This is a genomic window from Mucilaginibacter sp. 320_HR (assembly GCF_059691875.1).
In genome coordinates this window covers 58,526-80,949 of record NZ_JCAWAI010000004.1, presented here as the reverse complement: position 1 = coordinate 80,949, position 22,424 = coordinate 58,526, and the positions used below count along the sequence as shown (strand labels likewise).

The window sequence follows — 22,424 nt, the reverse complement described above, 5'->3', positions numbered from 1 at the left end:
AATCAGCGTATTCAACTTCAAAAATAATAATTTTCCTGAGGTAATTCAGGTTAATGATAAACAGGCTGTTATCTGCTGCTGATCTGCGAGAGCCTCAAAACGCTCTAGACTACTTAGAATATTTTTAGTCGTTGATAAAGCTGTTACCACGTATGCGCTCCAGCTTACCATCAGCGTTGATGGCATAATTAGCATTACGGGTATCGGTATCAACCCGCGGCTTTGATTTACGCCGTTTTTTTATAAGCGGGTATAAAGCAAATATTATCAGCCCTAGTAATAGTATAAGCCCGGTAATTTGAGTAGGCATAATTGGTTATGGTATTAACATGTGCCCGGTACGTGTACGGCACTTATATAACGCCTGCCCAAGGTTGTATGTTTTTAATCGTCTGCAAAAATTTCTATTCAGCGTCGAGGGCTTTTATCTGGTCTTTGTACTCTGCCGGAAGGATTGCTTCTTTCAGCACACCATCAATCTTTAGCAGCCTGCTTAGCTTGTAGAATGAAATTACCGGCAACAGGTAAGACACTTTGGTTATGGGCAGCAGCTTTTTGGCATCAGGTGGCAGCATGAGCAACTGCACCTGTTTTAGCAATTGGTAGCGTATCGGGCCGAGGTGCTTTTTATATTGCTTGAACAGATCAACTGTAAAGTCGCTTTTTAAGAGATGCTGCTGCAAATGCTGCACCCGCACATCTGTCCATTGCCGGTAATTAAAGGGCATGTCCTTAAGCCCCATTTGCAGGCCAACACTATAGAACACATCAAATACTTCTTCCTTTTCATCATCGGTAAGTTCACGGTCCAGCAGTTCAAACGCGCGTACCGAATAGTCAATCAGCATAAAAAGTACATCGCGGTAGGCCCAGTCGGGTATTTGTGCACCGCGTGCCTGTTCTACCCCTGCATGTATGGCGTTTATCCGGTTAATAGCTGCTATGGCACCATCATAGTCCGAATAAATGATCATCCTGGCATAGGTTACGGTAGAGAATAACCTGCCAAGCGGATCGGCGGACAGCTTGCCGGTAAAATACAGCCAGTCTACCGCCTTGTTCAGAGCGAACTCCGCGGCCGAAGCGGCAAAAATAAACATGATGTTATCTGCCTTGCCCCAAATTTCGCGAACGATAGAGCCTTTTGGTACAAAGTATTGCTGTTCTGTTTCAGGCATTTGCGTTTGGATGTGTTGCCGAGTTCCTAGGTTTCAGCCATCGTTCTATCATTACTACCAATAGGATGCCAAGAGTGTAGGCCAGCATATCTTCCCACCTGAAGGTGGTGCCCATTATGTTGCGCGCAAGTACAGATCGCTGCCACCCAAGTAAATTGATAAGATGAAAATATTGCGCGACCTCTATAATGTAGGACAAAATGAGCACGCCTATAGCAGCCCTCTGTGTATCTATTACTACAAAAGCCTTTAATGCACAGTACATTAATATCACCACCAGGAAGTCGCCGCCATAAGGGCGAATGAGTTTATCGTTCATGTAAACTCCGATAAATACTTCCGTTATAAACAGCAGCACCGCCAGGGTAAAGTAATAACCATTGAACTTGATACGCATTATAATCCTCTCCTATTTAAAACAGCAAGTTTTTTAATGCCATTATAAGCGATGTAAAGCGGAATAATGCCCAGTACGCCGAAAGAACAATCTACCAGGCTCCAGAAGATTGGGATACCTCTTATTGGCCCCATAATAAAAGCGAGCGGCAGTATCATTATACAGGCGATCATCCCAAATTGTATCACCCAGATGTTCTGCAACGGCTTAAGCAACGGACCAATAAATAACACCGCCAACATTACATGCGCGAAGGCCAGCCAATCGGTACCATAGCTCAGGAACGGGTAAGCCTGGTTGCTTGTCTTTATTGCTCCGTACACTGTGTCCAGCCAATGTTGAACGTATTGTGGCAAATCGTTGCTTTGGTTTACCATCCATTTAAGCTCAGTTTCCAGCGGGAATGCGGTAACGCCGCTAATAAACAGACCGAATATAACTATGCCGATGCACAACCTTGTCCGGCGCATTAGTTGTTCGTAGTTTATTGGTCTCATTAACGTCCCAGGCTTTTTCAGATCTTCGATATGCCTGTTCAGGCAAGCGCCGTTGCCGGCGGGCAATGTTGTATTCATTTTATTGTTATTGATGTTGTAAACAGGTTTTTATTTAATAGTTCCCCTACTCTTTCGCGCAGTGCTTGCGGTGAGGATGCGCTGGCATTTACCAGGTAAAACCGGCTGCCGCCTTTAGCTGCAGCCCAGCGCCATGCAAATTGGTCAACGGTTTTAATGTTGCCGTTGTCAAACCACCAGGCCGAGTATAGGCGATCGGCACCCTTTTGCAGCGTAGCGAGGTAAACCCGGGTATTGCCAACCATCTCCTGGCGGATGTTGGTAAAAGTGTAGCCGCTGCCTACCCAGCAGATCATAGGGTCATGCTCGGGAGCGTAAAAGGCAGCCGGCTTGCAGTAAATGAGCGTGTGCCGGTTCTCAAACTTCATGATACCACCATCCATCTGCTGTTGGCTGTAGCCGTTAATAGTAAAGTTTGCTGCAGGTTTTACAAAGCTATCGGCATTGGTTACGCGTACCGCTGTAAACATAATGTCGGCTAATAGTAAAGCATGTAACCACGGGTAACGGAGCGCAGGCTCAATAGCGGTGCCAACAGCACTGCGCCCGTTCCCAAGGCGGATAAGGATAGGTTTGGTAAGTACTATAAGCGGCAGCAGCACGTATACCGCGAGGCAAATAATGCCAATCACATCATGGAAGAAGGTACCCGGCATGATCTTGAAAATCACAATAAAAAGTATCCTGAAGAAGTTGCCAAGTACATTCAATGCTACAGCAAAGCCAACATACAGCAATAAGGATAGAACACTTAAAAACTTGCCGATACGTTTTTGATACCAGGCCAGTACGAAAAGGCCGATAAGTACAGACATTACCAGCATGTTGAGCCCTGCGCAAGCGGTATCTATAGAGAACTCGTATTTGCCCAGTTGAATTTGGTTGCCCACAGCACTGGCTTGCATACCCAGCAAGTTTACTATAGCGGCTACCTTTTCGGTAAGCCACAACCGCATGGGGAACTCCCACAGGCGTGTAAAATGCCTGAACACAGGCGAAATAAGCAGCAGCAGGAACAGCAGTATGTTACTCACCCGCCCAAAGCTATTTTCGATAAGCAACAGCGCGGCAAACAACATTGCCAGGAAAAACAGCGTATTAACCGGCATCAGCATAGCCAGGGTGATAAACAGCAGCGTGGGGGCCAGGTAGCGTATTGACCGCCGCTGCACATCCACCGTGCAGATGTATGGCACCAGCAGCAACCCGCAAATCATTTCTGCCGTCCAGTTAAAATAACCCGGCACAAACCACAGCAGCAGCCCGGAATAAATGGCCACCGGTACCACTGTAGCATGCCATTTAAGCGGCAGTTTTAATGTTAGAGTTGTCATGATTATAATTGCGGAACTGTTTTTTTAGACCGGTAGATGAAAGTTGCAACTACAGCTGCACCGAGTATAATAAGCAGCCATTCCTGTGGTTCCGGGGCGGCACCGGAAGACTTCATAGAGGCATTCTTCAGGCTGTCCTTATTTTCGTCAATGCCGAAGCGTTTGTAATCCTCCTGCGTTTCCAGCACGATCATGCTGGATACCGGCGAAACAATGTAAGCTTGTTCCGCTTCGGCTACGTTGGCGGTATCTACATCTCCGTGTTTAAAGTATTCCGGACCAACCTTTTTCATGATATCGTTATAAGCAAACAGGCGCAGCAGGTGGTCAGGCGCTTGCCCGGACGCAACACCTTCAGTTTTGCTGATGTTGAACCCGGCTGCTGCGATAGCTGTGACCGAATCACTCTCCGGTGTCCTCATAAATTGCTGTTTGCTCAGCAAAGCTTCCAGGTCAGTTTCCGGCCCTTGTTGGTAGTTAAACACCCTCATCTCCTTCAAAGCTTTCAAGTACGGGGTAAGCTTCGTGCCGATGTTGTAAACCCTTACCTGCATTGGCTCTTTCAAGTATGCTGTTAGTTCATTGGCGAAGCCGCTGCCGTCCAGGTCCGTCAGGTTTGGCGATACACCATCGCTTTTGGTGATCACCAACGCTGTAGCAGGTTCTTTTATCTGGCTAAACGGGAACAAGCTAAAGTTTTGACTACGTAGCAGCTGGAATAGTTTATCTGAATTGTCATCAGTCAGCCGCACCAGCTTATCGTAGTAAACATAAACCGGATGGTTTTGAGCAGCCTTATAAGCGGCTTTATAATCGTCTTCAGTCCAGGCGCTGTTCACATCCAGGTACAAGGCCTTCGGTTCAAAGGTTTCGTAAGCGGGCACATCCTCGTTCACACGGTAGCTTTGCCCGGCAAAACTAAAGGCAGTTGCTGACAGGGCCGGCGCATCGCAGGACAGTTCCCACTCCGGCTGGTAGGTTCCGGTTCCATTGTAAAGGTCTACCCCGGTTTGTTTAAATATTGATGGCATTTGCAGGTTAGCGGGCTTGTTACTGTAGCTAAGCTGCAGCGTTTCAACAGCAGTCCTGGCATCAGGCCCCTCAAAAAAGGTATTCTCATACACTAATCTTTTGCCCTGCAGCCGTAGCGGACTGGTGATACCTATTCTAAAGCGACGGTTCTCTTTACTGGTGCACGGGAACACGCGCACGCTTACCGTATTACCCTCCTGCCAGTGCACTACCGAAGGGTCATGCTGCTCTACACCTACAATGGTCTTGTACGCGGTGTCAGCCTTAGCTTTGGTTGTTAGCCTTGATTTTTCTTCCCTGCCGTTTATCCATAATGATAACGAACTCACTACTGATCCCTCGGGCATGTGGAAGGTGTAAATAGCCTCCTGGTTGTTCCATTCCCAGTTACTATTATTGCGCACAGTAAGTGTTTTTTCGGTATAGGCGAACCGGTACTCGGGGAAAAGCTTTACGTTGCTGATAACACTTACCGTTTGCAGTTGGTCGCCGCTCCAGAGCCGTTCCTGCGCCTGGTGACGCGAGTTGTACATGGCTTTGAGTATGTTAATTTGATCACTTTCATCCAGATTAGGTTTCTCGAAAAACAACGTTGCAAGCACCACCAACGGGTCGTGCTCTTTTTTTGCGTCGAAAGACATGGTAGGAAAGCCGCCCCAAAGCAGGTTGCCATTAGGGCTTACTTCGTGGTAAACCAAGCCTGCTTTCATAATCCGCTCGGTGACAGGTGTGCGTTCCAGTTGGCGGCTCACCGCTACCCAGGTGGGCAATTTGCCTTCGTTAAGTGTGTTTTGATTTACAGCGAAATTGATCTTGTCGCTTGCCTGTCCCCAATAGAACAGGAACACACCCGCTATCACCACCGGTACAGCAAACCCCGCAATAGCTGCATACAACACCCGTTTGTCGTGCCTGTAAGCACGAATGATGATCCGTATAGTAACAATGGCCATCAGCATGGGTATATACGTATGAAAAGATATGCCGATAGCTATCATCCCTACTATGCTTACGATGTACAACGGCAGCAGGTAAAAAGCGTAATACATGAACAGCGCCAGCGCCAGCCCGAGCAGCAGAAAAATAACGTATTTAATAAATCCCTGCAGATCCTTGTAGCGGGCAGCCAGGATAAGTGCCAGTGATGATACAACTATCCAGATGCACAGCCAATCGGTGCTATCTTCAAATACATTCATCTCCCGGTTTAAAGCGAACGCGCTGATGAACCATATTACCAGCAGATAAGCGGTGTACTCAGCCTTACCCTTACTCAAATGCCAGCGGTGCTGTTTAAACGCTGTGGAAAACACCGCCACACTCATCAAAATGGATATGATGTAATTGGCGAAGAACTTACCAAAATTATCCCGCCCGGGAAATGTATCGGCTACCAAAAACAAGCCGAACGAGGCAATAATAACCCCTATGCAAACCAGCCCGAATTTGTCTCTCCAAAAATAACTGATGATCTTTTTCATTTTTATGTATTTAAAAGTACTTTGAATTTAAAAGTAAATAGTTAAAAAAAATTAGGCTTTCTGCTGCCTAATTAAATTTTCAAGTTCCTGCAGGTGCCGCTTGAATGCTGCCCTGCCTAATTCAGATGCTACATAACGGGTGTTGGGTTTCCTCCCCAAAAAAGTTTTATTCACGGTGATGTACTCCTCCTTCTCCAGCGCTTTCAGGTGCGAGGCCAGGTTGCCGTCGGTTACGTCTAACAGTTCCTTAAGTGAATTAAAGTCGTAGCTCTCGTTAGCCACCAGCACGCTCATTATCTGCAGCCGTATGCGGTTCTCAAAAGCTTTATCAAAATTATTTAGCGTTACTTTCACCTGTCGTATTTAAAGTGCATAACGGTACCATACAAAATATGCAGTATACCAAAGCCAAAGGCCCAAAAGAACAAACCATAACCTGTAAATATACCGGCCATTAAACCCAGCGCAATTTCGCAAATGCCAAGCCATTTTACATCACCAAAAGTGTACTGGCTTGCAGCAACTACGGCCAGGCCGTAAAATATTAAACAAGCAGATGCTATTAACCATACATAACCGTTGTACCACATGGTTAAAGCAAAGCCCCCACCGGTAAGCAAAGGCAGCGCGCCTGCCATAAGCATGTTCTGGCTGCTCTTGTTCCAAATGGACTGACCACTGCGGCGTGCCTTACGATAGGTAAGCAAAATGCCCGTAGCTACAGCAAAGAAAAGCACCACCAGCGCCAGGGTGAACAGTTGTATGTCCAGCGCCTTAAAATCATATATAGGCTGAAGATACAACATGCGGTATGCCAGGAACGCACCAATTAGCGCGTAAATGCCTGCCATAACACCCGACAGCCCGCTAAGGGTGATAAACCGGGTACTACGCTCCATAATGTTCTTTATCGAGCTGATCTCGTCAATAAGGTCTTTATCTTCCATTTAAAGTACTTTGTACTTCAAAGTAACGTAACATAATTTGATCCTGCAAGAGGAAAATGAAAATAGATGTAAATTTTTGTAGGTTTTGTTTAATGCCGGCGGCAAGACAGCACGCCGGCACGGTAGAAAGAATACGTTATGCTACCTGCATTACAGGTTTCAGCATGTCAAAAAGGTCTGTCTCAAGCGCGCGGCAGAGCTCAATAAGCCTGCTTACGGTAATGGAGGTATAGCCCAGTTCCATTTTGCTGTAGGCGTTTTGCGACATGTTAAGCTTGTATGCTATGTACTCCTGGGTGTAATTAAGCTGCAGCCTCCTCGTTTTGATAGCCGCTGCAAGTGTTTTTTCATTTAACATGTAAGTATCTGATATTATGGTTCATTAACAACGGGTTAGGCATTTAGTTGTTGATAATTACGAGGAAATTTGTGCAGCGGTTTGCGCAGGAGTTTTTTTAAACCTGATTGCGTGCGTTTACCTCTTTGGTTAACCTGATGGTTAGGTAAGCCAGTAAAGCAACTGCTGCTGCAATTGCCACCCAAATCATCCACACCGGCACGCCGCTTTTTTGTACGGCCGGGGCTGTACTCCTGGTTAGATTGGCTATTGTGGCCTGCGGCATAGTGGACTGCAGGCTATCTGCAAAGAACTTAAGATCGTACTCCGGCGCTGTTGCGGTGCTATCGCCAATGTTTAAATGGTAACTGGTCTTGTTATCCAGGTAGGCTATTAATGATTGTTGCAGGCTATAAGCAGTTGCACCGGCAAATGTAAGGGCCGGATTATCATTGTTGGTCACCTCAAGTTCGATAGCGTTAGTTTTTGCCGACAAGTATATATCAGGTATGTTAGCTGAGTTAACTATGGTATCCCCAAGAAGATAGCGGTCTCGTCCGTGCTTCGCGTAAATACGTACCTGGCGCTTGTAGTACTTGCTCCCGTTAATTGCCAGCTTAATCTTGCTCACAGGGTAATCGTCTGCAAGGCTAATGAACAAGCGGGTAATTTTACCGGTATCCTGCTGATGGATCCTGGTGCCGGCCAGCTCTGTGTATACCGGGCTAACCGTTTGCTGCTGGTATATACCGGCCTGCAATATGGCAACTGCTTCATGGTGGCCATTGTTCACCTGTACCTTGTAGTAACTGTAGGTACTTGCCGGAAAGTTTAGGTATTGTTCAAATATCCCGTTACCAGCATCGGCATCCGCTTTGTTTAGGACAATGTTTTCTTTAATGGCAAACCAGTCTGTGAGGTTATCGCTGCCGCTCAGGTTCACCGTTCGGTCAACCGCTGTATTCCGCATCCGCAGGTTGAGCTGGTTAATTGTGAACCGCGATTTGTTCCATGCTATAAAAGTGGTGAGCGTATCAACTGTACTGCCCGCAGGCACTGCCGGGAAATTTACAAAGTACTGCTTTTCTTTATTAGGCAACTGGTCGCCAAAAAGGTAAGGCACCTGCCTGCCAGTCTTGTCGTAAAGGCGTATGTCAGCCAGCGCCGCCTCGCTTTTAGCCAATACTTGTGGCGGCAATACAATACGGTAAAATGCAGCCGAATCTACCTTGCTGATCGGCGCGCTGTATTTACCTTTCTGCTGTGCATACATGGTAACGCAGGCGAAACACATCAACAGCAATAAAAAGAACCTATTCCTTAGTCTTGTCGGCTTCATCATCTGTCAGTATCTTTTTAACTTTCTGGTACATAAAGGACACTATAAGCAGCAGCACGCCCAGGCAGAAGAACGCGGCTATCTTACCGGCCGGCGGTATACCCTGTATGTCAAAAACAAAGAGCTTGGCCAGTGTTACGGTAAATAAACTTAACGAAATAATTCGCAGGCTGCGCACCTTGTTTCGCATGCCCAGGATCATCAGCGCGAATGAACTGAGTCCCCACAATATTGGCAACCCTACCTTTATGTAAACGGTTTGAATATGATCAATAGTAGTTGCTGCATTGTAGAACAGCAAGTTGCTGGCAAGGCCTCCTTCAAGGCTAAGGAAAACAACAATAAGAATGGCAATTGCCCAGGCACTCTTCTTTTGTGCGCCCTCATTAAACTCGTTCTTTACTAACAGTATTATTTGATAAAACAGCAGCCCAACAGCAAGCGCTCCCGGCCAATGTGCCGCAAAGTGCGATGCTGAAATTTTGTGCTGCGCTAAGCTTACATATTCAACATCAAAAAGCACTGGAAGTGCAAAAATATAGAACAATACGCATAAGCTTAAGACTATCAGGCTTGCTCTCCAATCCACACTGATGCTGTTTATACGGCGGCTAAGCGCATGCAGTATTAATACAAACGTTGGGATATAAAGCAGCAGGTACAAAACGTTGAGATCTGTATAAGGGTATCGGTTTAAAAACTGATGATTAACTTCTAAAAAGCCACTTGAGAAAAGCAGCACAAAAGCGGCTATTCCGTACATTTCTATCGGTATTTTAAAGCCGTAAAGCTGCCGGTTTTGATCCTTCTTTATTTGCAAATACAACAGGTACGATCCTACCGCTGCGAAAAGCGTGGTAATGAACCCTTTATTTGCCAGAACCGGCAGGTGCAGGGTATGGCCGCTATACAGTTGTCCCCAGTCCATAAGCAGGCTCACGATCATAGCTCCCCACACCGTTAGCGAGGCAAGCTTCATCAGCATTATGCCCGATTTACGGTGCAGCCAGTACAACAGCACTGCTTCCGCTGCCCAAAACAGGGTGATGTAATGGCCATTAAGCTGCAGCGGCGCAGTAAGGGACACAAACGTAAGGGTGATGCCAATAAGCAGGTATAATATATTGGTATCTACCTTTTTGTTCCTGAACAGGATGTAAGACAGCAGCAGGTTAACCAACGCCAACGATGCGGAGAACACGCCCCGCATATCCTCATGGTGCATCTGCGTAAGCAGGTACAACCCTGCAGAAAAGTAAAGCGCTGTATTGGCAAGCAAGATGCTGAAATCGCCCGCTACAAAGGCTTTGTTTTCCTTTACATTATTGGCCACGTTAATACCGAAGAACAGCAGGTACAAAATACTGGCATATAGTAGGCCCGTAGAATAAGTTAAAGCTGTTAAAGTGGTAAGCACCGCCAGGTAAACCAATACCGTAAGGCCGAAAGCCACTGTATTTAGTATTCGCCACGATTTAAAGTAGGCTATCACAAGTAAACCTGCGTTAAGGATGACCAGGTAAATAAACAAGCCATTATAATTTGCCTGCCCGCTGCTGACCATAAAAGGACTGGCAAGGCGGCCTACCAGTGCTATTACTGCAAGTTCCTGCTTATCGTATAGCAGCGAGAGCGCCACCGCAAAACAGGTGATAACGATAAGAATAATGAAAGATGCGGTTTGATTAAACAGGTGAAACTGGTGGTAAGCCAGCGTTATTGTAAAGTACAACACAGCAAGGCCACCTCCTACCAGCACCGAACTAAAGGACCGGTAGCTGTTGCGCATACGGTGGGCTATTCCTATTAATATACCGCCTGCAACAACGCCAATGCTCACGCGGCCTACAGGCCCAACCCAGTTGTTATCAATAGCATATTTAACAAAAAAGCCTATGGCTAACACTAAAATGGCTATGCCTATTTTGTTGATAAGGTTCTCGCCAATAAATTTCTCCAGGTCGGGATGTTTCTCAAAGAACGATAGCTGCGGTTCCCTGGGCGTTGGCGGGTGTACCCTCGCCGGAGGAGGAACTCGGTACTCCCTTGGTTCCGGCGGCCGGATAATTGGTTCGGTGATCACCTCTTTCTGGCGCTCTATATTTTCCGGCGGCACATCCTGTACCGGCGCAGGTGTAACGGGCTGCGGTTTTGGCGGTTCAGGTGCTTTATGCTCAAATATAGCTTTTGGAGCGTCTGCAGCAGGTGGCGCTTTAGTAGGTTCTGCAGGGCGATTTATGAGGCTTTGCCGAACCATGTTGTTTAATTCTACAATACGGCGTTCCAGCACATCAATACGCTTTATATATTGGTTTTTGTGGCTTACCAGGATAATTAATATTGCCAACAAAAGAACCACGTAGATAACTTCCATGCTTGAGTGATAGGTTTATTTTCAATTAAAAGTACAACATAAAAACCGCATTACGGATTACCTGAGCGTGTTTATTTAAGAGGACGGAAAATTAAACCCTCTATCTTGATATCAATCAACATACCATCAACAGCGCCAAAACTTACATTTAGTTATTTTCACTAAATAAAAGTTTTATACTTTAATTTGCTTTATAACAGCTATTTTAGCCAGTGTTATAAACCAGTTAAACACCTAATTCTTCTGACCTTATATGTTTAAAACCTTTACCCTGTTCAAGGCGCTGCCGGCCGTACTGCTGCTGAGCGCTGCTACCATTACCTTGCATGCGCAAACCCTTAAAAAGCCCGAAGAAAACCGTTTCACCAAGGTGGTACTGGCACAGGATGTGCAGGAGCCTATGCAGTTCCAGATCATGAAGGATGGCCGCGTTGTTTACGCCGAACGCAAGGGTAAGATAAAGGTTTACGACCCGGCAACCAACAAGATAAGCGTGATAGGCGAGTTTGCAGTTAGCACCAAGTATGTGAACAAAAAGGGTGAGGTAAGCGAAGGCGAGGACGGCATGCAGGGCGTTATACTCGACCCTGATTACGAGACCAATCATTGGATATATCTATACTACGCTCCCGCAGGCGATGTCGCCAAGAACACGCTGGAACGCTACGTTTGGCTGGGAAAAGAAATACTGCTTGATACGAAGAAAACTATTTTAGATGTACCTACCCAGCGCGAAGAATGCTGCCACGTAGGCGGAGGTATGCTGTTTGATAAGGATAAAAACTTGTACCTGAGCACCGGCGACAACACCTTTTCCCGCGCGAGCGATGGGTTCACACCGCTGGACGAGCGCCCGGGTATGTCGCCGGAAGATTCGCAAAAATCCTCGTCGAACACCAACGACCTTAGGGGTAAGATCCTGCGCATACATCCGCAGGCCGATGGTACGTATACCATCCCGGCAGGGAATCTATTCCCTTCGGGCACACCTAAAACAAAACCCGAAATTTATACTATGGGCAACCGCAACCCATGGAGGCTCACTATTGACAGCAAAACAGGCTGGCTGTACTGGGGCGAAGTTGGCCCGGATGGATCAAAGGATGATTTTGAAAAGCGCGGTCCGCAATCTTACGACGAATTCAATCAGGCTAAAAAGCCTGGCAACTACGGCTGGCCGTACTTTGTTGGTGACAATAAAGCCTATCGCAAGTACGACTTTGCTACAAAACAATCCGGCGACTTTTTTAACGCTGAACACCCGGAGAACCACTCGCCCAACAGCAGCGGTTTGGTAGAATTGCCGCCTGCAACACCGGCCTTCATTTGGTATGCAAAAGGCATCAGCGAAAAGTTCCCGCTGATGGAGAGCGGCGGTAACAGCGCGGTAGGTGGCCCCATCTTTCGCCGCGCCGATTTTAAAAATCCTAAACGGCCCTTCCCTGAGTATTATGAAGGCAAATGGCTGATTACCGATTGGGTGCGCGGCTGGATAAACGTGGTAGAGATAGATGAGAACGGCAATTACAAAAGCATGGAGCGCTTTTTGCCAGAGCTAAAACTGCGCGGACCTATAGATATGAAGTTTGGTCCTGAAGGTGACCTGTACGTGCTGGAGTATGGTAATGGTTACTTCCGCAATAATCCCGAGGCAGAACTTATCCGTATTGAATTTAACGGCGGCAACCGCAGGCCGCAGGTGCAGGCAGCTGCAAATAAAACCGCGGGTGCTGTACCCTTTAAGGTTAACCTGTCATCTGCAGGCACAAAAGACTTTGACGACGATGATGTACTCACCTATACATGGGCCATCACCAAAAACGGCAAAGCTTTTAAAACTATTAAGGAGCAAAATCCGTCGGTAACCTTTACTACACCGGGCGTTTATAAAGCCACCCTCACTGTAGCCGACTTTAAAGGTCTCAAGAACAGCCAGGCAGTAACCATAAAAGCGGGTAACGAGCCACCAGTTATTGCAGTTAATATCACCAAAGGCAACAGCAGCTTCTTTTTCCCGGGTAAAACTGTGGCATACAAAGTAAACGTTAATGATAAGGAAGATGGCAGTTTAACTAACAAGCGTATTTCTCCATCTCAGGTGTCGGTAAGCGTTAACTACTTGTCCGAAGGTTACAACATGACCGCTATTGCCCAGAAACAGCAAGGTGTAGATGCGTCTGCAAAGTTTGCAGCAGGTATGGCGCTCATCAACAAAAGCGATTGCAGGTCTTGCCACGCTGTTAAAGAAAAATTGCTTGGTCCGGCTTTTATATCAGTGGCTAAAAAATACAAGAACGACCCCAACGCGGTAACATACCTGTCTAAGAAAATCAAGACCGGCGGCTCGGGTGTATGGGGCGATGCCGCAATGCCTGCCCACCCTGCCCTGTCTGCCAACGAACTGAACAGCATTGTACGATATATTATGAGTACTGCCACACCACAGAAAGCCCAAAAATCGATGCCGGTGAGCGGCACCTATCTAACGGCGATCCCGAAAGGCGATAATGAGAACGGCAGCTTCATCTTCCGCGCGGCTTATACCGATAAAGGAACGGGCAACGCCGCACCTATATTGGGTGAAAACATTGTGGTATTGCGTGGTCAGCTGGTGCCTGTTAAAGATGTTAGCGAAACGCACAACATGGTTTATAATCGCGACAGTACTGTAGCGGTAGTGAAAGAAGGTGGCGCGTGGGTAAAGTTCGCAAAAACCGACCTGTCTGGCATCAAAAACCTTGAGCTGGCGCTTATTCCCCGCGGTCGAGGCACAGACCCGGCGAGTACCATAGAACTGCGCTCGGGCGCGCCTGACGGCAAGGTCATTAAAACATTCACCGGCAGCTACAATGGCCTGCAAAAACTAACCCTCAACCTGCCAGACGGACTTGGTGTAACAGACCTGTACCTTGTATTTACCGGCACACCGTTAAGGTTTGGAACTGTAAAGTTTAATAATGAGTAGCATAACTGAAGCCTGGTAGGTGTAAATCCGTGCACGACCAGGCTTTGCATCTAATTTTTTTACCATACGTGACCTAAAAGTCTTCTTAGAACGCGATCTATCCGGGTGTTCTAAAAAACATGTTGCACATAGCGCGGATGTGCCATGTTGCGTTAACTTTGCAACACATGTCAGTTTCGCAAAATATTAAGGTAGCTGTAGATGCCGTGGTTTTTGGGTATACATCCAAAGAAGGGCTTTCTGTTCTACTTATAAAACGAGACATCAAACCTTTTAAAGATGCCTGGGCTTTGCCGGGCGGATTAGTTGGGACTGAAGAATCGCTGGAAGATGCTATTCATCGCGAGTTAAAGGAGGAAACCGGGGTAAGTATCAACTACCTCGAACAGTTATATAGCTTTGGCAAACCCGGCCGCGATCCGCGCAATCGTGTTATTTCTATTACTTACTACGGCCTTGTTAAACCAGATGGCTTTACTCTTCATGCTGATACCGATGCCGCTGATGTAGCCTGGTTCAATATCAAAAACATACCCCAACTGGCATTTGACCACGCCGACATCATCAGCGCTGCTCATACACGTTTAAAAAATAAACTCCTTTACGAGCCTATAGGCTTTGAGTTACTGGAAGAAAAATTCCCATTTTCTGACCTTGAAAAGCTCTATACTACCGTACTCGACCGCCCTATTGACCGCCGCAACTTCAAAAAGAAAATTACCGGCTTTGGTTTCCTGGAAGAAACTAAAGAAAAGCAACAACTGGAAGGCGCCGGACGCCCCGGTAACTTGTTTCGCTTTAATGAAGAAAAGTATTTCCAGTTGAAAAAAGAAGGTATAAATTTTGAGCTGTAGTCTACTCACCCCCCCTCGTTCCGCATTGCGGAAAGGGGGGGGGCTGTTTACCATTACTTTAACGATATTCTTCATCAACCCTCTTTGCGCGCAGCGGAGAGAGGGTCGGCTAGCGATAGCGTTGCCGGGGTGAGTCGGAACCAGGCAGCAGAAAAAAACAAAAGATAATTTGCGTATTAAAAACACATATTTATATTTGCGTATAATTAACGCAAATACTTATGAAAACAGGAGTTATTATAGCCCGGTTCCAAACACCCTACCTGCATGAGGGGCATCAGCAGCTTATCAGCCAGGTAATGGCTAGTCATGGCAAACTAATTATTGTGCTGGGGGTGGGGCCGCTAACCGGAACCCGAAAAAACCCATACGATTATTACACCCGCGAGAAGATGATTAAAGCAAGCTATCCCAATATAGTTGTGCTTCCCGTAAGCGACAACCCAAGTGACAAGGTTTGGAGTGATAACCTGGATAATTTACTTAAAAGCGTTTTCCCTGCTGAGCAGTTTTGCCTGTATGGTAGCCGTGACAGCTTTATCCCCTACTACAGCGGTAAATTTGAGACCGTTGAACTGCCCGAACATGGCGACTACAACGCAACCGACCTGCGCAGGCAATATGCCGACAAGGTGTTTGATTCTAATGATTTCCGTGCAGGCATCCTGTATGCATTGTACAATCAGTACACTAAGGTATACCCTACCGTGGATATTGCTATGTTCAGGAATAATAAAACAGAGATACTACTGGGCAAAAAATCCATCAACAACAAATGGCGCTTTATTGGCGGCTTCGCCGATCCGGAGGATGCTGATTACGAAAGTGCCGCCCGCCGCGAACTGATGGAGGAATGTGGTGAGATTGAAACAGGCAAAATGACCTACGAAACCTCCCAAAAAATAAACGATTGGCGATACCGAAGCGAAGCGGATAAGATAATTACACTGCTATTCAGTTGCGAGCACGTTTATGGTGCGCCTAAAGCTCAGGATGACATAATTGACCTGGACTGGTTTAAGCTTGCCGATCTGCCCCAAATGATCAGCAGTGGATTGATCAGCCCTGAACACGTAGAACTATTCAATATCATTATTAACAAGTACCTCAACAACTAAAACCATGAAACGCGAAAACCTGATATTATTGGCCGATGCATATAAGTATGCTCACCATAAACTTTATATGCCCGGCACCACCAGCATTTACAGCTACCTGGAAAGCCGCGGTGGCGTGTTTGACGAAACCGTTTTCTTCGGGCTGCAGTATATCCTGAAAGAATACCTGCAGGGTCCCGTCTTTACTCAGCTGGACTTAGATGAGGCTGCTGAATTTATGCCGCAGGTATTTGGGCGCAATGATGTTTTCGATAAAAGCAAGTTTCAGTACATCATCGACAAATACAACGGGCACCTGCCGGTAAAAATAAAGGCAGTTGCAGAAGGTACAATTGTACCAACCGGCGACGCGCTAATGACGATAGAAAACACCGATCCGGAATGTTACTGGCTTACCAACTTTTTGGAAACTATTTTAATGCAGGTTTGGTACCCATGCACTGTGGCCACTTTAAGCAACCAGGTGCGCAAGGTAGTTACCCAATACTATGCTGAAACTGCAACTGACGGCAGCGAGGCCGGAATAGACTTTGTGCTGAACGACTTCGGCTTCCGTGGTGTAAGCAGTGTAGAAAGTGCTAAGCTTGGCGGTGCGGCACACCTGCTTAGTTTTGCGGGCAGCGACAACCTTGCTGCATCTGTAATGGTACAAAAGTATTACAATGCGCAAAAGGTGTACGGCCTCAGCATACCCGCTACAGAACACAGCATTTGCACATTGCTTGGCGAAGCTGGCGAATTAGCTGTTTTTAAACACGTGCTGGACACTTTTCCCACCGGTACTATTGCCTGCGTTAGCGACAGCTATAATATCTTCCGTGCTTGCGAAGAATACTGGGGCGAAGAACTAAAAGCGCAAATACTAGGCCGTGAAGGCACCCTGGTGATTCGACCAGACAGTGGCGATCCTGTGGCAACACTGCTCCGCATCTTTGATATTCTGTTCGGCAAATTCGGCTTTACCGTGAACGCTAAAGGGTATAAGGTACTACCTAAACAGGTCCGCGTAATACAGGGCGATGGCGTAAACTACGAAGCTATAAAGGTGATCTATCAAAATCTAAAAGAAAACGGTATCAGTGCCGAGAACCTGGTGCTGGGCATGGGTGGCGCTTTACTGCAAAAGGTAGACCGCGACACACAAAAATTTGCGCTTAAGTGCAGCAGTGCGGTGGTAAACGGCCGGCAGATAGATGTAGAAAAACACCCGGCGGAGTTGGACGCAAAGGGCAACATCACCCAAAGTTTCAAGAAGAGCAAAGCAGGCAGGCTTAAACTCATCAAAATAAATGGCATATTTAAAACCGTGAACGAGCAGGACGAACCAGGCATTGCCGACGAATTACGCACCGTTTTTGAAAATGGCGAATTGGTAAGCCCAACCACATTTGAACAAGTGAAGGCCCGCGTTAACAACTAATTATGAAAAAGATACTTTTCAATATTACCGCCTACGAGTACCTCGCAGAAAAAATGCTGGCCTGCAGCAACCTTGAGCGCGGCCAGGTTGAGGTAAGCACTTTTACCGACGGGGAGCGCTACCAGCGTATACTGACCGACATTGCAGAACAGGATGTGGTGTTGCTGGGAGGAACAGTGAACGACGAAGCTACTCTTGAACTTTTCGACCTAGCTTCCTCCCTGGTGAGCTATGGTTGCAATTCTCTTACGCTTATTGTACCCTATTTTGGCTACTCTACTATGGAGCGCGCGGTGCTATCGCGCGAGGTGGTAACAGCCAAGACGCGTGCGCGCCTTTTCAGTGCTATACCGCGCAGCAACAAAGGCAACAAGATATATTTGTTCGACCTGCACTCCGAAGGCATACAATACTACTTTGAACATAACCTTTACCCGGTGCATGTGTACTGTAAAGACATTGTGATACAAGCCGCCCGCCAGTACGGCGGCGACAATTTTGTAATGGCCAGTACGGATGCAGGCAGGGCCAAATGGGTGGAGTCCCTGGCGAACGATCTTGGGGTAAATGCTGCGTTCATCCTTAAACGCCGCCTCAAAGGCGACCATACCGAAGTAAGCGCTATTAATGCCGACGTTGCCGGTAAAACCGTGATTATTTATGATGACATGATCCGTTCAGGCGGCAGCATCATCAACGCAGCCAAAACTTACAGCGAAGCTGGCGCTAAAGACATTTATGTGATTACTACCCATGGTTTATTTGTTAATGATGGCTTGCAAAAACTAAAGAACTGCGGTTACATAACGAAGCTTATCTGTACAGATTCGCATGTGAATACGCAGCACCTGGAGGATGAGTTTATTGAAGTGCGTAGTCTGGCAGCGTTGATTTGCGAAGTGGTTTAGAGAATGAACCGGTATAAATTTCTATATTGCGTTAAGACAGCAAAACAAGGTTGAAAAGAATATCCGAAGTACAAATAGAGAAGCTTGTTCACCGCCCCTTCAGAAGTGAGGATGGTACCTTACAATACCAGGAGTTCATCTTCCAACTTCATTATAATCCGGCTATCGAAAGCCATTTCCCGAGGCTCTGGGCTAAACTGTTGGATATAGCTTTGTTTTTTATACCGCTGAAGCTAATTACTGATGACAGTTGGTGGTCGGCAGTCATTGCCGTAGTTCTGGTCACCATTTACGGCACCTTACTGGAACACTATTACGGTTGCACCTTAGGAAAAAAGATAATGAGACTTAAGGTGCTGGATGATTACGGCAATTATCCCCCTTTGTTCCTGTCGCTAAAACGCAATGCGCTCGCCCCATTGAACCTTTCGCAACTTCCGGGTGTTAGGTTTAGGTTTCCGGATCCCGATGGATTGTCACATCGCTACAACATGAACTTAAATAACAACGTATGCCAAACTTATGTAGTAGATGAAAAGAAGGTAACGGAAATCAGGGAGATGTTAGCGTAGTAGCTTGTTAGCACTTTTTCAGATGTTCTGTCTCTTGCTAATAGCTCAAAGCGCTTTGGTTTGTGTCTTAACAAATTAGGAGTTATTTTAAAGTAAGGTACTCAACAGGCACAGCATCCGTTAGCCAAACGCCATTTTCTGATAGATAGAACTTGTGCCCCTGTGCGTCCATCTCTAAAGCTGCCACTTCAAAAATCACCGGCTTACCGTGCCGCTGCCCAACTTTGGTGGCCGTTTCGGTATCAGCGCTCAGATGTACGTGCTGCCTGTTGCGCTTTTCTAACCCTATCGCCAAAATGCTTTCTACAGATTGACTACCGGTACCGTGATAAAGTGTCGCAGGTGGCGTTTGCGGTTGCAAGCCAAGTTCTACTTCTACCGAGTGGCCCTGGCTGGCACGGATCTTTTCGCCGTGCTCGTCATACGCAAAACGCTTTTTTGTGTTAGTTGCCACCACATGGTCCAGTACTGCACGGGTTAATGCCTTACTATGCGTTGCCATCTTTTCCAGTAATTCATCAACACGCACCCATCCTGCCGCGTCCAGTTGTATACCAATTAACTTTGGGTTGTGGCGGAGCACCAGGCTAAGGAATTTGCTGATAGAGGTTGTTTCCTTTTCACTTATCATCAACGTAAAATTACTAAAAGAAACAGCTTATGAAATATCGTGCGATGAAGAACCATGAGCCGACAACCCAAAACTATTTTCGACTGATCCGCTCCTTTTCTTGAGTAGAGTATCGAGGCTCAAAAAAGTTCAGGATTTCTGGCCCAAAAACACGATTTTTGAAATACTTGCCACAGAAGTTTTTATTTGGAAGAAACAGCACTTTTATCTGTTTAAAAAAATGTGGTTTTTGAAGGTTTTGGATCACCGATATGGCACAATTCCTACCATTTCGGTCTTGAAAATCAGCAGCCCAATAAACAAAAATTTCTGCACTAAAGTGGTGACAGTGTTTTGTCAGTAAAATATTATTAATATTTATTAATAATACTCTTCTTAAAAGCTTTTAACAGCACCTTGCTGAAGTTGTGCGTGCTCTTACTCAGTGGCGGTAGATTAGCACTCCGAATATTTGTAATCTGGTCTTTATACGCCTCTGGTATCCATTCAAGCCGGATTTTTGGTTTGTTTTCCATATATCTTTGCAATCAGCGGTTCCAGATACCCGTAGCGTTGTTGTCCATTATGAGCTTGCATTGCCAGGTTATAACAATGTTAGTCAGCAACATAACTATAATATTGGCTAACACAGTACCGGGTAGCCCAACCTGCTTTATCAGCCATATAGACAGTGGGACATTTACGATTCCGGTGCCTATAACCACTATCAATTGTACCCTCAGCTTGCCGACGCCGTTGAGCAGGTAAGCATGTATTACCATCCAGGTTTGTAGTATCACATACACAGCCATAACAAGCGAGAGCATATTTGGAATAGCAATACCGTTCCCTATCCAAAGTTTATAAACTATATCTGCCCCTAGGTAGAGCACAACTGCAAACGCCGATGCAAGCAGCCACAACTTGCGCATATTATTAACAGACTGCTTAATCCAGGCGAGATCACCGCGTGCGTAGGCATCTGTAAAGGCGCTCCAGTAAGGTGTTATAATGATAAAGAATATAATATTTATAATAGAAAAATACTTGAAGGGAATATTAAACAATGTTACCTGGTCTGGCCCTAACACTCTTGTGATCACTATATTGTCGGTCTCATAGAGTACAAGCGCACCTATTTGTATGAAAAAGAAGGCGCCACTTACGGTAAGCAGGCTTTTAGCGTTATTTAGGTATATACCTTTAATCCTGGGAATGAAGCTTTTAAGACTTGTAGCGAATAAATACAGGTTAGCTATCAATAGCACCAATACAGGCGTTCCTGATGTTATAAGCACTAACAGGTATAAATTCCCCTTACTCCATAGCGATAAAAGGCAAATGGCCAGGTATGTTAATGCCTGCCCAATCAGCGTGATAACTGAAACTTTAAAAGGCTGGTGTGTAGCAGTCAGGATACTATTAACCGGCTGTAAAACAAACTGTATACAAAATGAAGCCAGGGTGATGACCAATACAGGCCATACATTAAAATTAACCGTGGCGGGTACGCGCATCAGCTCGTTCCAGTTAAAGAAAGAGCCTATTGTGAAGAATAATAGGAAAACAGCTGCTGCTATAATGCATAGCAAGGCATAAGTTGTACTAACATCGCGGTGCACTGTTTCGTGCTCATTAAGGGCCAGTGCATGAGCCAATTTATTCCGAAGGCCATTGCTCAGCCCTATATCAAAAGTATTGATCCAAGCCACCAGGGAAGCCATAGTAACCCAAATACCATACTGTGTTGAGTTAAGATAGTTGATGGTAAGTGGCAATAGCATAAACCCTGTAAGAACGCTTAGCCCGCGAATTAGAAACGTATAAATAATATTACGTTTAACCTGCAGGCTACGCTCGTCGCCGTTACTCCAAAAAGCTTTTACCTTGTCTTTAATTAAAGATAGCATAATGTTGAGTAAGCATAGGTAAACGTCTTTTTTGCATAAGCATATAGTTGTACAAAGCTACTATATTTACCATGCTTATAGCCGATAATTATTGCACTGCAAACAGTTGTTTAGGGAGCATAAATGCGTTTATAGGAGCACTCCAGGTGTTGTTATCCCAGCCATAAACCCTACCGCAATTACCCTGGTTCCAGCCCGGGTTTGATGCGCCATCGGCATTGGTAAAATTTACCCGGTTACCTTTAACCTGATTTAAAGCGCAAGCGGATGTATGCTGATTCCAAACATAAATACCAACATTAGTAAATGGCTGCCGCCGGCCATATATGCTGTTGTTAATGACACTTATATTGGTACCTCCAGCAATCGCAATACCGTATTGACCAGGGTCTACCAATATATTATTTTTCGCAATAATAAAACCACCACCATTGTCGCCCAGCATTATACCGCCCCCTGTTTTACTTGGGCCGCCACCTCGAATACGATTACCAATCACTTCAACCGGACTTGTAGCTGTACCTGTTGTTTTATACAGGTTAATGGCATCTTCCGGCAAACTTTTGCCAGGCAGGTTTTCACCGATGTTATAATTTATTTTATTTCCGGCTCCCGTCACCTCATCAAACTGCACCATCTGGCCGCGCGGGAAAGGGCCTTGCATGTTCTTAAATTGATTGTGACGAACATTAATCTGCTGACTTTTAAGCACATAAATACCCGTCGCAACCTTTTCAAAATAACAGTTGATGATTTTTATATTCTTACAATCAAGAATGTTGATCCCAATCTTAGCGGAGTTTCGAAGCCTGCAGTTTTGAATTGTTATGTTACTACATTGGGTAAGGCTAATGCCATTTGATGTATCTCCGGTAATGTCCAAGCCGGAGATTACTTTGTTATTTATACCTGCAAGCTTTAACGGATGCGATATATTATACTTAGACTTTTGTGCGGTGGAGTTGCAGTTTACAGATATTACACAAATACCTAATAATAAGTAACATCTAACCACCTTAATCATCTTTTCGAATACCGTTAAAGTTATTTACGGGAGTTTCAAAAGTGCTGGT

At 45.9% G+C, this 22,424-nt stretch carries 20 protein-coding genes and 1 pseudogene; 6 read left to right on the top strand and 15 right to left on the bottom strand.

Annotation, left to right across the window (positions count from 1 at the left end; genetic code table 11):
* Positions 1 to 124: 124 nt before the first annotated feature.
* The 11 genes from AC59GT_RS14905 to AC59GT_RS14855 all read right to left on the bottom strand — a co-directional run bounded on the left by AC59GT_RS14905 (position 125) and on the right by AC59GT_RS14855 (position 10,994).
* Entirely contained in the window at positions 125 to 310 is a 186-nt protein-coding gene (locus AC59GT_RS14905) for a hypothetical protein (protein ID WP_497238366.1), read from the bottom strand.
* A gap of 94 nt (positions 311 to 404) precedes the next feature.
* The gene (locus tag AC59GT_RS14900; RefSeq protein WP_497238365.1) at positions 405 to 1,178 is read right to left on the bottom strand and encodes an oxygenase MpaB family protein; all 774 of its coding nucleotides are present in this window, start codon (positions 1,176 to 1,178) and stop codon (positions 405 to 407) included.
* The gene (locus tag AC59GT_RS14895; RefSeq protein WP_497238364.1) at positions 1,171 to 1,575 is read right to left on the bottom strand and encodes a ribosomal maturation YjgA family protein; all 405 of its coding nucleotides are present in this window, start codon (positions 1,573 to 1,575) and stop codon (positions 1,171 to 1,173) included. The genes AC59GT_RS14900 and AC59GT_RS14895 overlap by 8 nt, the downstream gene beginning before the upstream one ends.
* Positions 1,575 to 2,150, bottom strand: a complete 576-nt coding sequence (locus tag AC59GT_RS14890) for a hypothetical protein (protein ID WP_497238363.1) — start codon at positions 2,148 to 2,150, stop codon at positions 1,575 to 1,577. Before AC59GT_RS14890 ends, AC59GT_RS14895 begins: the two co-directional genes overlap by 1 nt.
* On the bottom strand, positions 2,147 to 3,484 hold the full coding sequence (gene xrtN, locus AC59GT_RS14885; protein WP_497238362.1) for an exosortase N: 1,338 nt from the start codon (positions 3,482 to 3,484) through the stop codon (positions 2,147 to 2,149). Before xrtN ends, AC59GT_RS14890 begins: the two co-directional genes overlap by 4 nt.
* Before the next feature lie 2 nt (positions 3,485 to 3,486).
* A complete protein-coding gene (locus AC59GT_RS14880; protein WP_497238361.1) occupies positions 3,487 to 5,997 on the bottom strand; it encodes an XrtN system VIT domain-containing protein in 2,511 nt (836 codons plus the stop codon).
* Between the two features lie 51 nt (positions 5,998 to 6,048).
* Positions 6,049 to 6,351, bottom strand: a complete 303-nt coding sequence (locus AC59GT_RS14875) for a winged helix-turn-helix domain-containing protein (protein ID WP_117382642.1) — start codon at positions 6,349 to 6,351, stop codon at positions 6,049 to 6,051.
* A complete protein-coding gene (locus tag AC59GT_RS14870) occupies positions 6,348 to 6,944 on the bottom strand; it encodes a hypothetical protein (RefSeq protein WP_497238360.1) in 597 nt (198 codons plus the stop codon). The genes AC59GT_RS14875 and AC59GT_RS14870 overlap by 4 nt, the downstream gene beginning before the upstream one ends.
* A gap of 136 nt (positions 6,945 to 7,080) precedes the next feature.
* Entirely contained in the window at positions 7,081 to 7,302 is a 222-nt protein-coding gene (locus tag AC59GT_RS14865; protein ID WP_117382644.1) for a helix-turn-helix domain-containing protein, read from the bottom strand.
* 97 nt (positions 7,303 to 7,399) lie between these two features.
* Positions 7,400 to 8,554: a hypothetical protein gene (locus AC59GT_RS14860; protein ID WP_497238359.1), complete on the bottom strand. Its 1,155-nt coding sequence runs from the start codon at positions 8,552 to 8,554 to the stop codon at positions 7,400 to 7,402.
* A 40-nt stretch (positions 8,555 to 8,594) separates the two neighbouring features.
* Positions 8,595 to 10,994: a DUF2339 domain-containing protein gene (locus AC59GT_RS14855; RefSeq protein ID WP_497238358.1), complete on the bottom strand. Its 2,400-nt coding sequence runs from the start codon at positions 10,992 to 10,994 to the stop codon at positions 8,595 to 8,597.
* A gap of 253 nt (positions 10,995 to 11,247) precedes the next feature.
* Here AC59GT_RS14855 and AC59GT_RS14850 point away from each other — a divergent pair, with 253 nt between their 5' ends.
* From AC59GT_RS14850 to AC59GT_RS14825, 6 genes are all read left to right on the top strand, one after another.
* Complete coding sequence (locus AC59GT_RS14850; RefSeq protein ID WP_497238357.1) at positions 11,248 to 13,959, top strand: PQQ-dependent sugar dehydrogenase; 2,712 nt, start codon at positions 11,248 to 11,250, stop codon at positions 13,957 to 13,959.
* Positions 13,960 to 14,126: 167 nt separating this feature from the next.
* A complete protein-coding gene (locus AC59GT_RS14845) occupies positions 14,127 to 14,813 on the top strand; it encodes an NUDIX hydrolase (protein WP_497238356.1) in 687 nt (228 codons plus the stop codon).
* Positions 14,814 to 15,034: 221 nt separating this feature from the next.
* Complete coding sequence (locus tag AC59GT_RS14840) at positions 15,035 to 15,931, top strand: NUDIX domain-containing protein (protein WP_497238355.1); 897 nt, start codon at positions 15,035 to 15,037, stop codon at positions 15,929 to 15,931.
* A gap of 4 nt (positions 15,932 to 15,935) precedes the next feature.
* Positions 15,936 to 17,351, top strand: a complete 1,416-nt coding sequence (locus AC59GT_RS14835) for a nicotinate phosphoribosyltransferase (RefSeq protein WP_497238354.1) — start codon at positions 15,936 to 15,938, stop codon at positions 17,349 to 17,351.
* Positions 17,352 to 17,353: 2 nt separating this feature from the next.
* On the top strand, positions 17,354 to 18,259 hold the full coding sequence (locus AC59GT_RS14830) for a ribose-phosphate diphosphokinase (protein WP_497238353.1): 906 nt from the start codon (positions 17,354 to 17,356) through the stop codon (positions 18,257 to 18,259).
* 50 nt (positions 18,260 to 18,309) lie between these two features.
* Positions 18,310 to 18,831 carry an RDD family protein gene (locus AC59GT_RS14825; RefSeq protein WP_497238352.1) on the top strand — a complete coding sequence of 174 codons (522 nt, stop codon included), beginning with the start codon at positions 18,310 to 18,312 and terminating at the stop codon, positions 18,829 to 18,831.
* 82 nt (positions 18,832 to 18,913) lie between these two features.
* Here AC59GT_RS14825 and AC59GT_RS14820 read toward each other — a convergent pair whose 3' ends face one another.
* The 4 genes and pseudogenes from AC59GT_RS14820 to AC59GT_RS14805 all read right to left on the bottom strand — a co-directional run.
* Positions 18,914 to 19,462 (bottom strand): RNA 2'-phosphotransferase, encoded by a 549-nt coding sequence (locus AC59GT_RS14820; RefSeq protein WP_497238351.1) that lies wholly within the window; start codon positions 19,460 to 19,462, stop codon positions 18,914 to 18,916.
* Between the two features lie 527 nt (positions 19,463 to 19,989).
* Positions 19,990 to 21,351 carry a lipopolysaccharide biosynthesis protein gene (locus tag AC59GT_RS14815; protein WP_497238350.1) on the bottom strand — a complete coding sequence of 454 codons (1,362 nt, stop codon included), beginning with the start codon at positions 21,349 to 21,351 and terminating at the stop codon, positions 19,990 to 19,992.
* Between the two features lie 88 nt (positions 21,352 to 21,439).
* Complete coding sequence (locus tag AC59GT_RS14810; protein ID WP_497238795.1) at positions 21,440 to 22,015, bottom strand: right-handed parallel beta-helix repeat-containing protein; 576 nt, start codon at positions 22,013 to 22,015, stop codon at positions 21,440 to 21,442.
* A gap of 3 nt (positions 22,016 to 22,018) precedes the next feature.
* A pseudogene (locus AC59GT_RS14805) lies at positions 22,019 to 22,375 on the bottom strand (right-handed parallel beta-helix repeat-containing protein); the annotation flags it as partial.
* Positions 22,376 to 22,424: the final 49 nt, after the last annotated feature.

Coding starts and splice junctions, on each gene's coding strand:
- AC59GT_RS14905 (WP_497238366.1), bottom strand. CDS start 310: ATGCCTACTCAAATTACCGGGCTTATACTATTACTAGGGCTGATAATA.
- AC59GT_RS14900 (WP_497238365.1), bottom strand. CDS start 1,178: ATGCCTGAAACAGAACAGCAATACTTTGTACCAAAAGGCTCTATCGTT.
- AC59GT_RS14895 (WP_497238364.1), bottom strand. CDS start 1,575: ATGCGTATCAAGTTCAATGGTTATTACTTTACCCTGGCGGTGCTGCTG.
- AC59GT_RS14890 (WP_497238363.1), bottom strand. CDS start 2,150: ATGAATACAACATTGCCCGCCGGCAACGGCGCTTGCCTGAACAGGCAT.
- xrtN (WP_497238362.1), bottom strand. CDS start 3,484: ATGACAACTCTAACATTAAAACTGCCGCTTAAATGGCATGCTACAGTG.
- AC59GT_RS14880 (WP_497238361.1), bottom strand. CDS start 5,997: ATGAAAAAGATCATCAGTTATTTTTGGAGAGACAAATTCGGGCTGGTT.
- AC59GT_RS14870 (WP_497238360.1), bottom strand. CDS start 6,944: ATGGAAGATAAAGACCTTATTGACGAGATCAGCTCGATAAAGAACATT.
- AC59GT_RS14865 (WP_117382644.1), bottom strand. CDS start 7,302: ATGTTAAATGAAAAAACACTTGCAGCGGCTATCAAAACGAGGAGGCTG.
- AC59GT_RS14860 (WP_497238359.1), bottom strand. CDS start 8,554: ATGTATGCACAGCAGAAAGGTAAATACAGCGCGCCGATCAGCAAGGTA.
- AC59GT_RS14855 (WP_497238358.1), bottom strand. CDS start 10,994: ATGGAAGTTATCTACGTGGTTCTTTTGTTGGCAATATTAATTATCCTG.
- AC59GT_RS14850 (WP_497238357.1), top strand. CDS start 11,248: ATGTTTAAAACCTTTACCCTGTTCAAGGCGCTGCCGGCCGTACTGCTG.
- AC59GT_RS14845 (WP_497238356.1), top strand. CDS start 14,127: ATGTCAGTTTCGCAAAATATTAAGGTAGCTGTAGATGCCGTGGTTTTT.
- AC59GT_RS14840 (WP_497238355.1), top strand. CDS start 15,035: ATGAAAACAGGAGTTATTATAGCCCGGTTCCAAACACCCTACCTGCAT.
- AC59GT_RS14835 (WP_497238354.1), top strand. CDS start 15,936: ATGAAACGCGAAAACCTGATATTATTGGCCGATGCATATAAGTATGCT.
- AC59GT_RS14830 (WP_497238353.1), top strand. CDS start 17,354: ATGAAAAAGATACTTTTCAATATTACCGCCTACGAGTACCTCGCAGAA.
- AC59GT_RS14820 (WP_497238351.1), bottom strand. CDS start 19,462: ATGATAAGTGAAAAGGAAACAACCTCTATCAGCAAATTCCTTAGCCTG.
- AC59GT_RS14815 (WP_497238350.1), bottom strand. CDS start 21,351: ATGCTATCTTTAATTAAAGACAAGGTAAAAGCTTTTTGGAGTAACGGC.
- AC59GT_RS14810 (WP_497238795.1), bottom strand. CDS start 22,015: ATGCAAGGCCCTTTCCCGCGCGGCCAGATGGTGCAGTTTGATGAGGTG.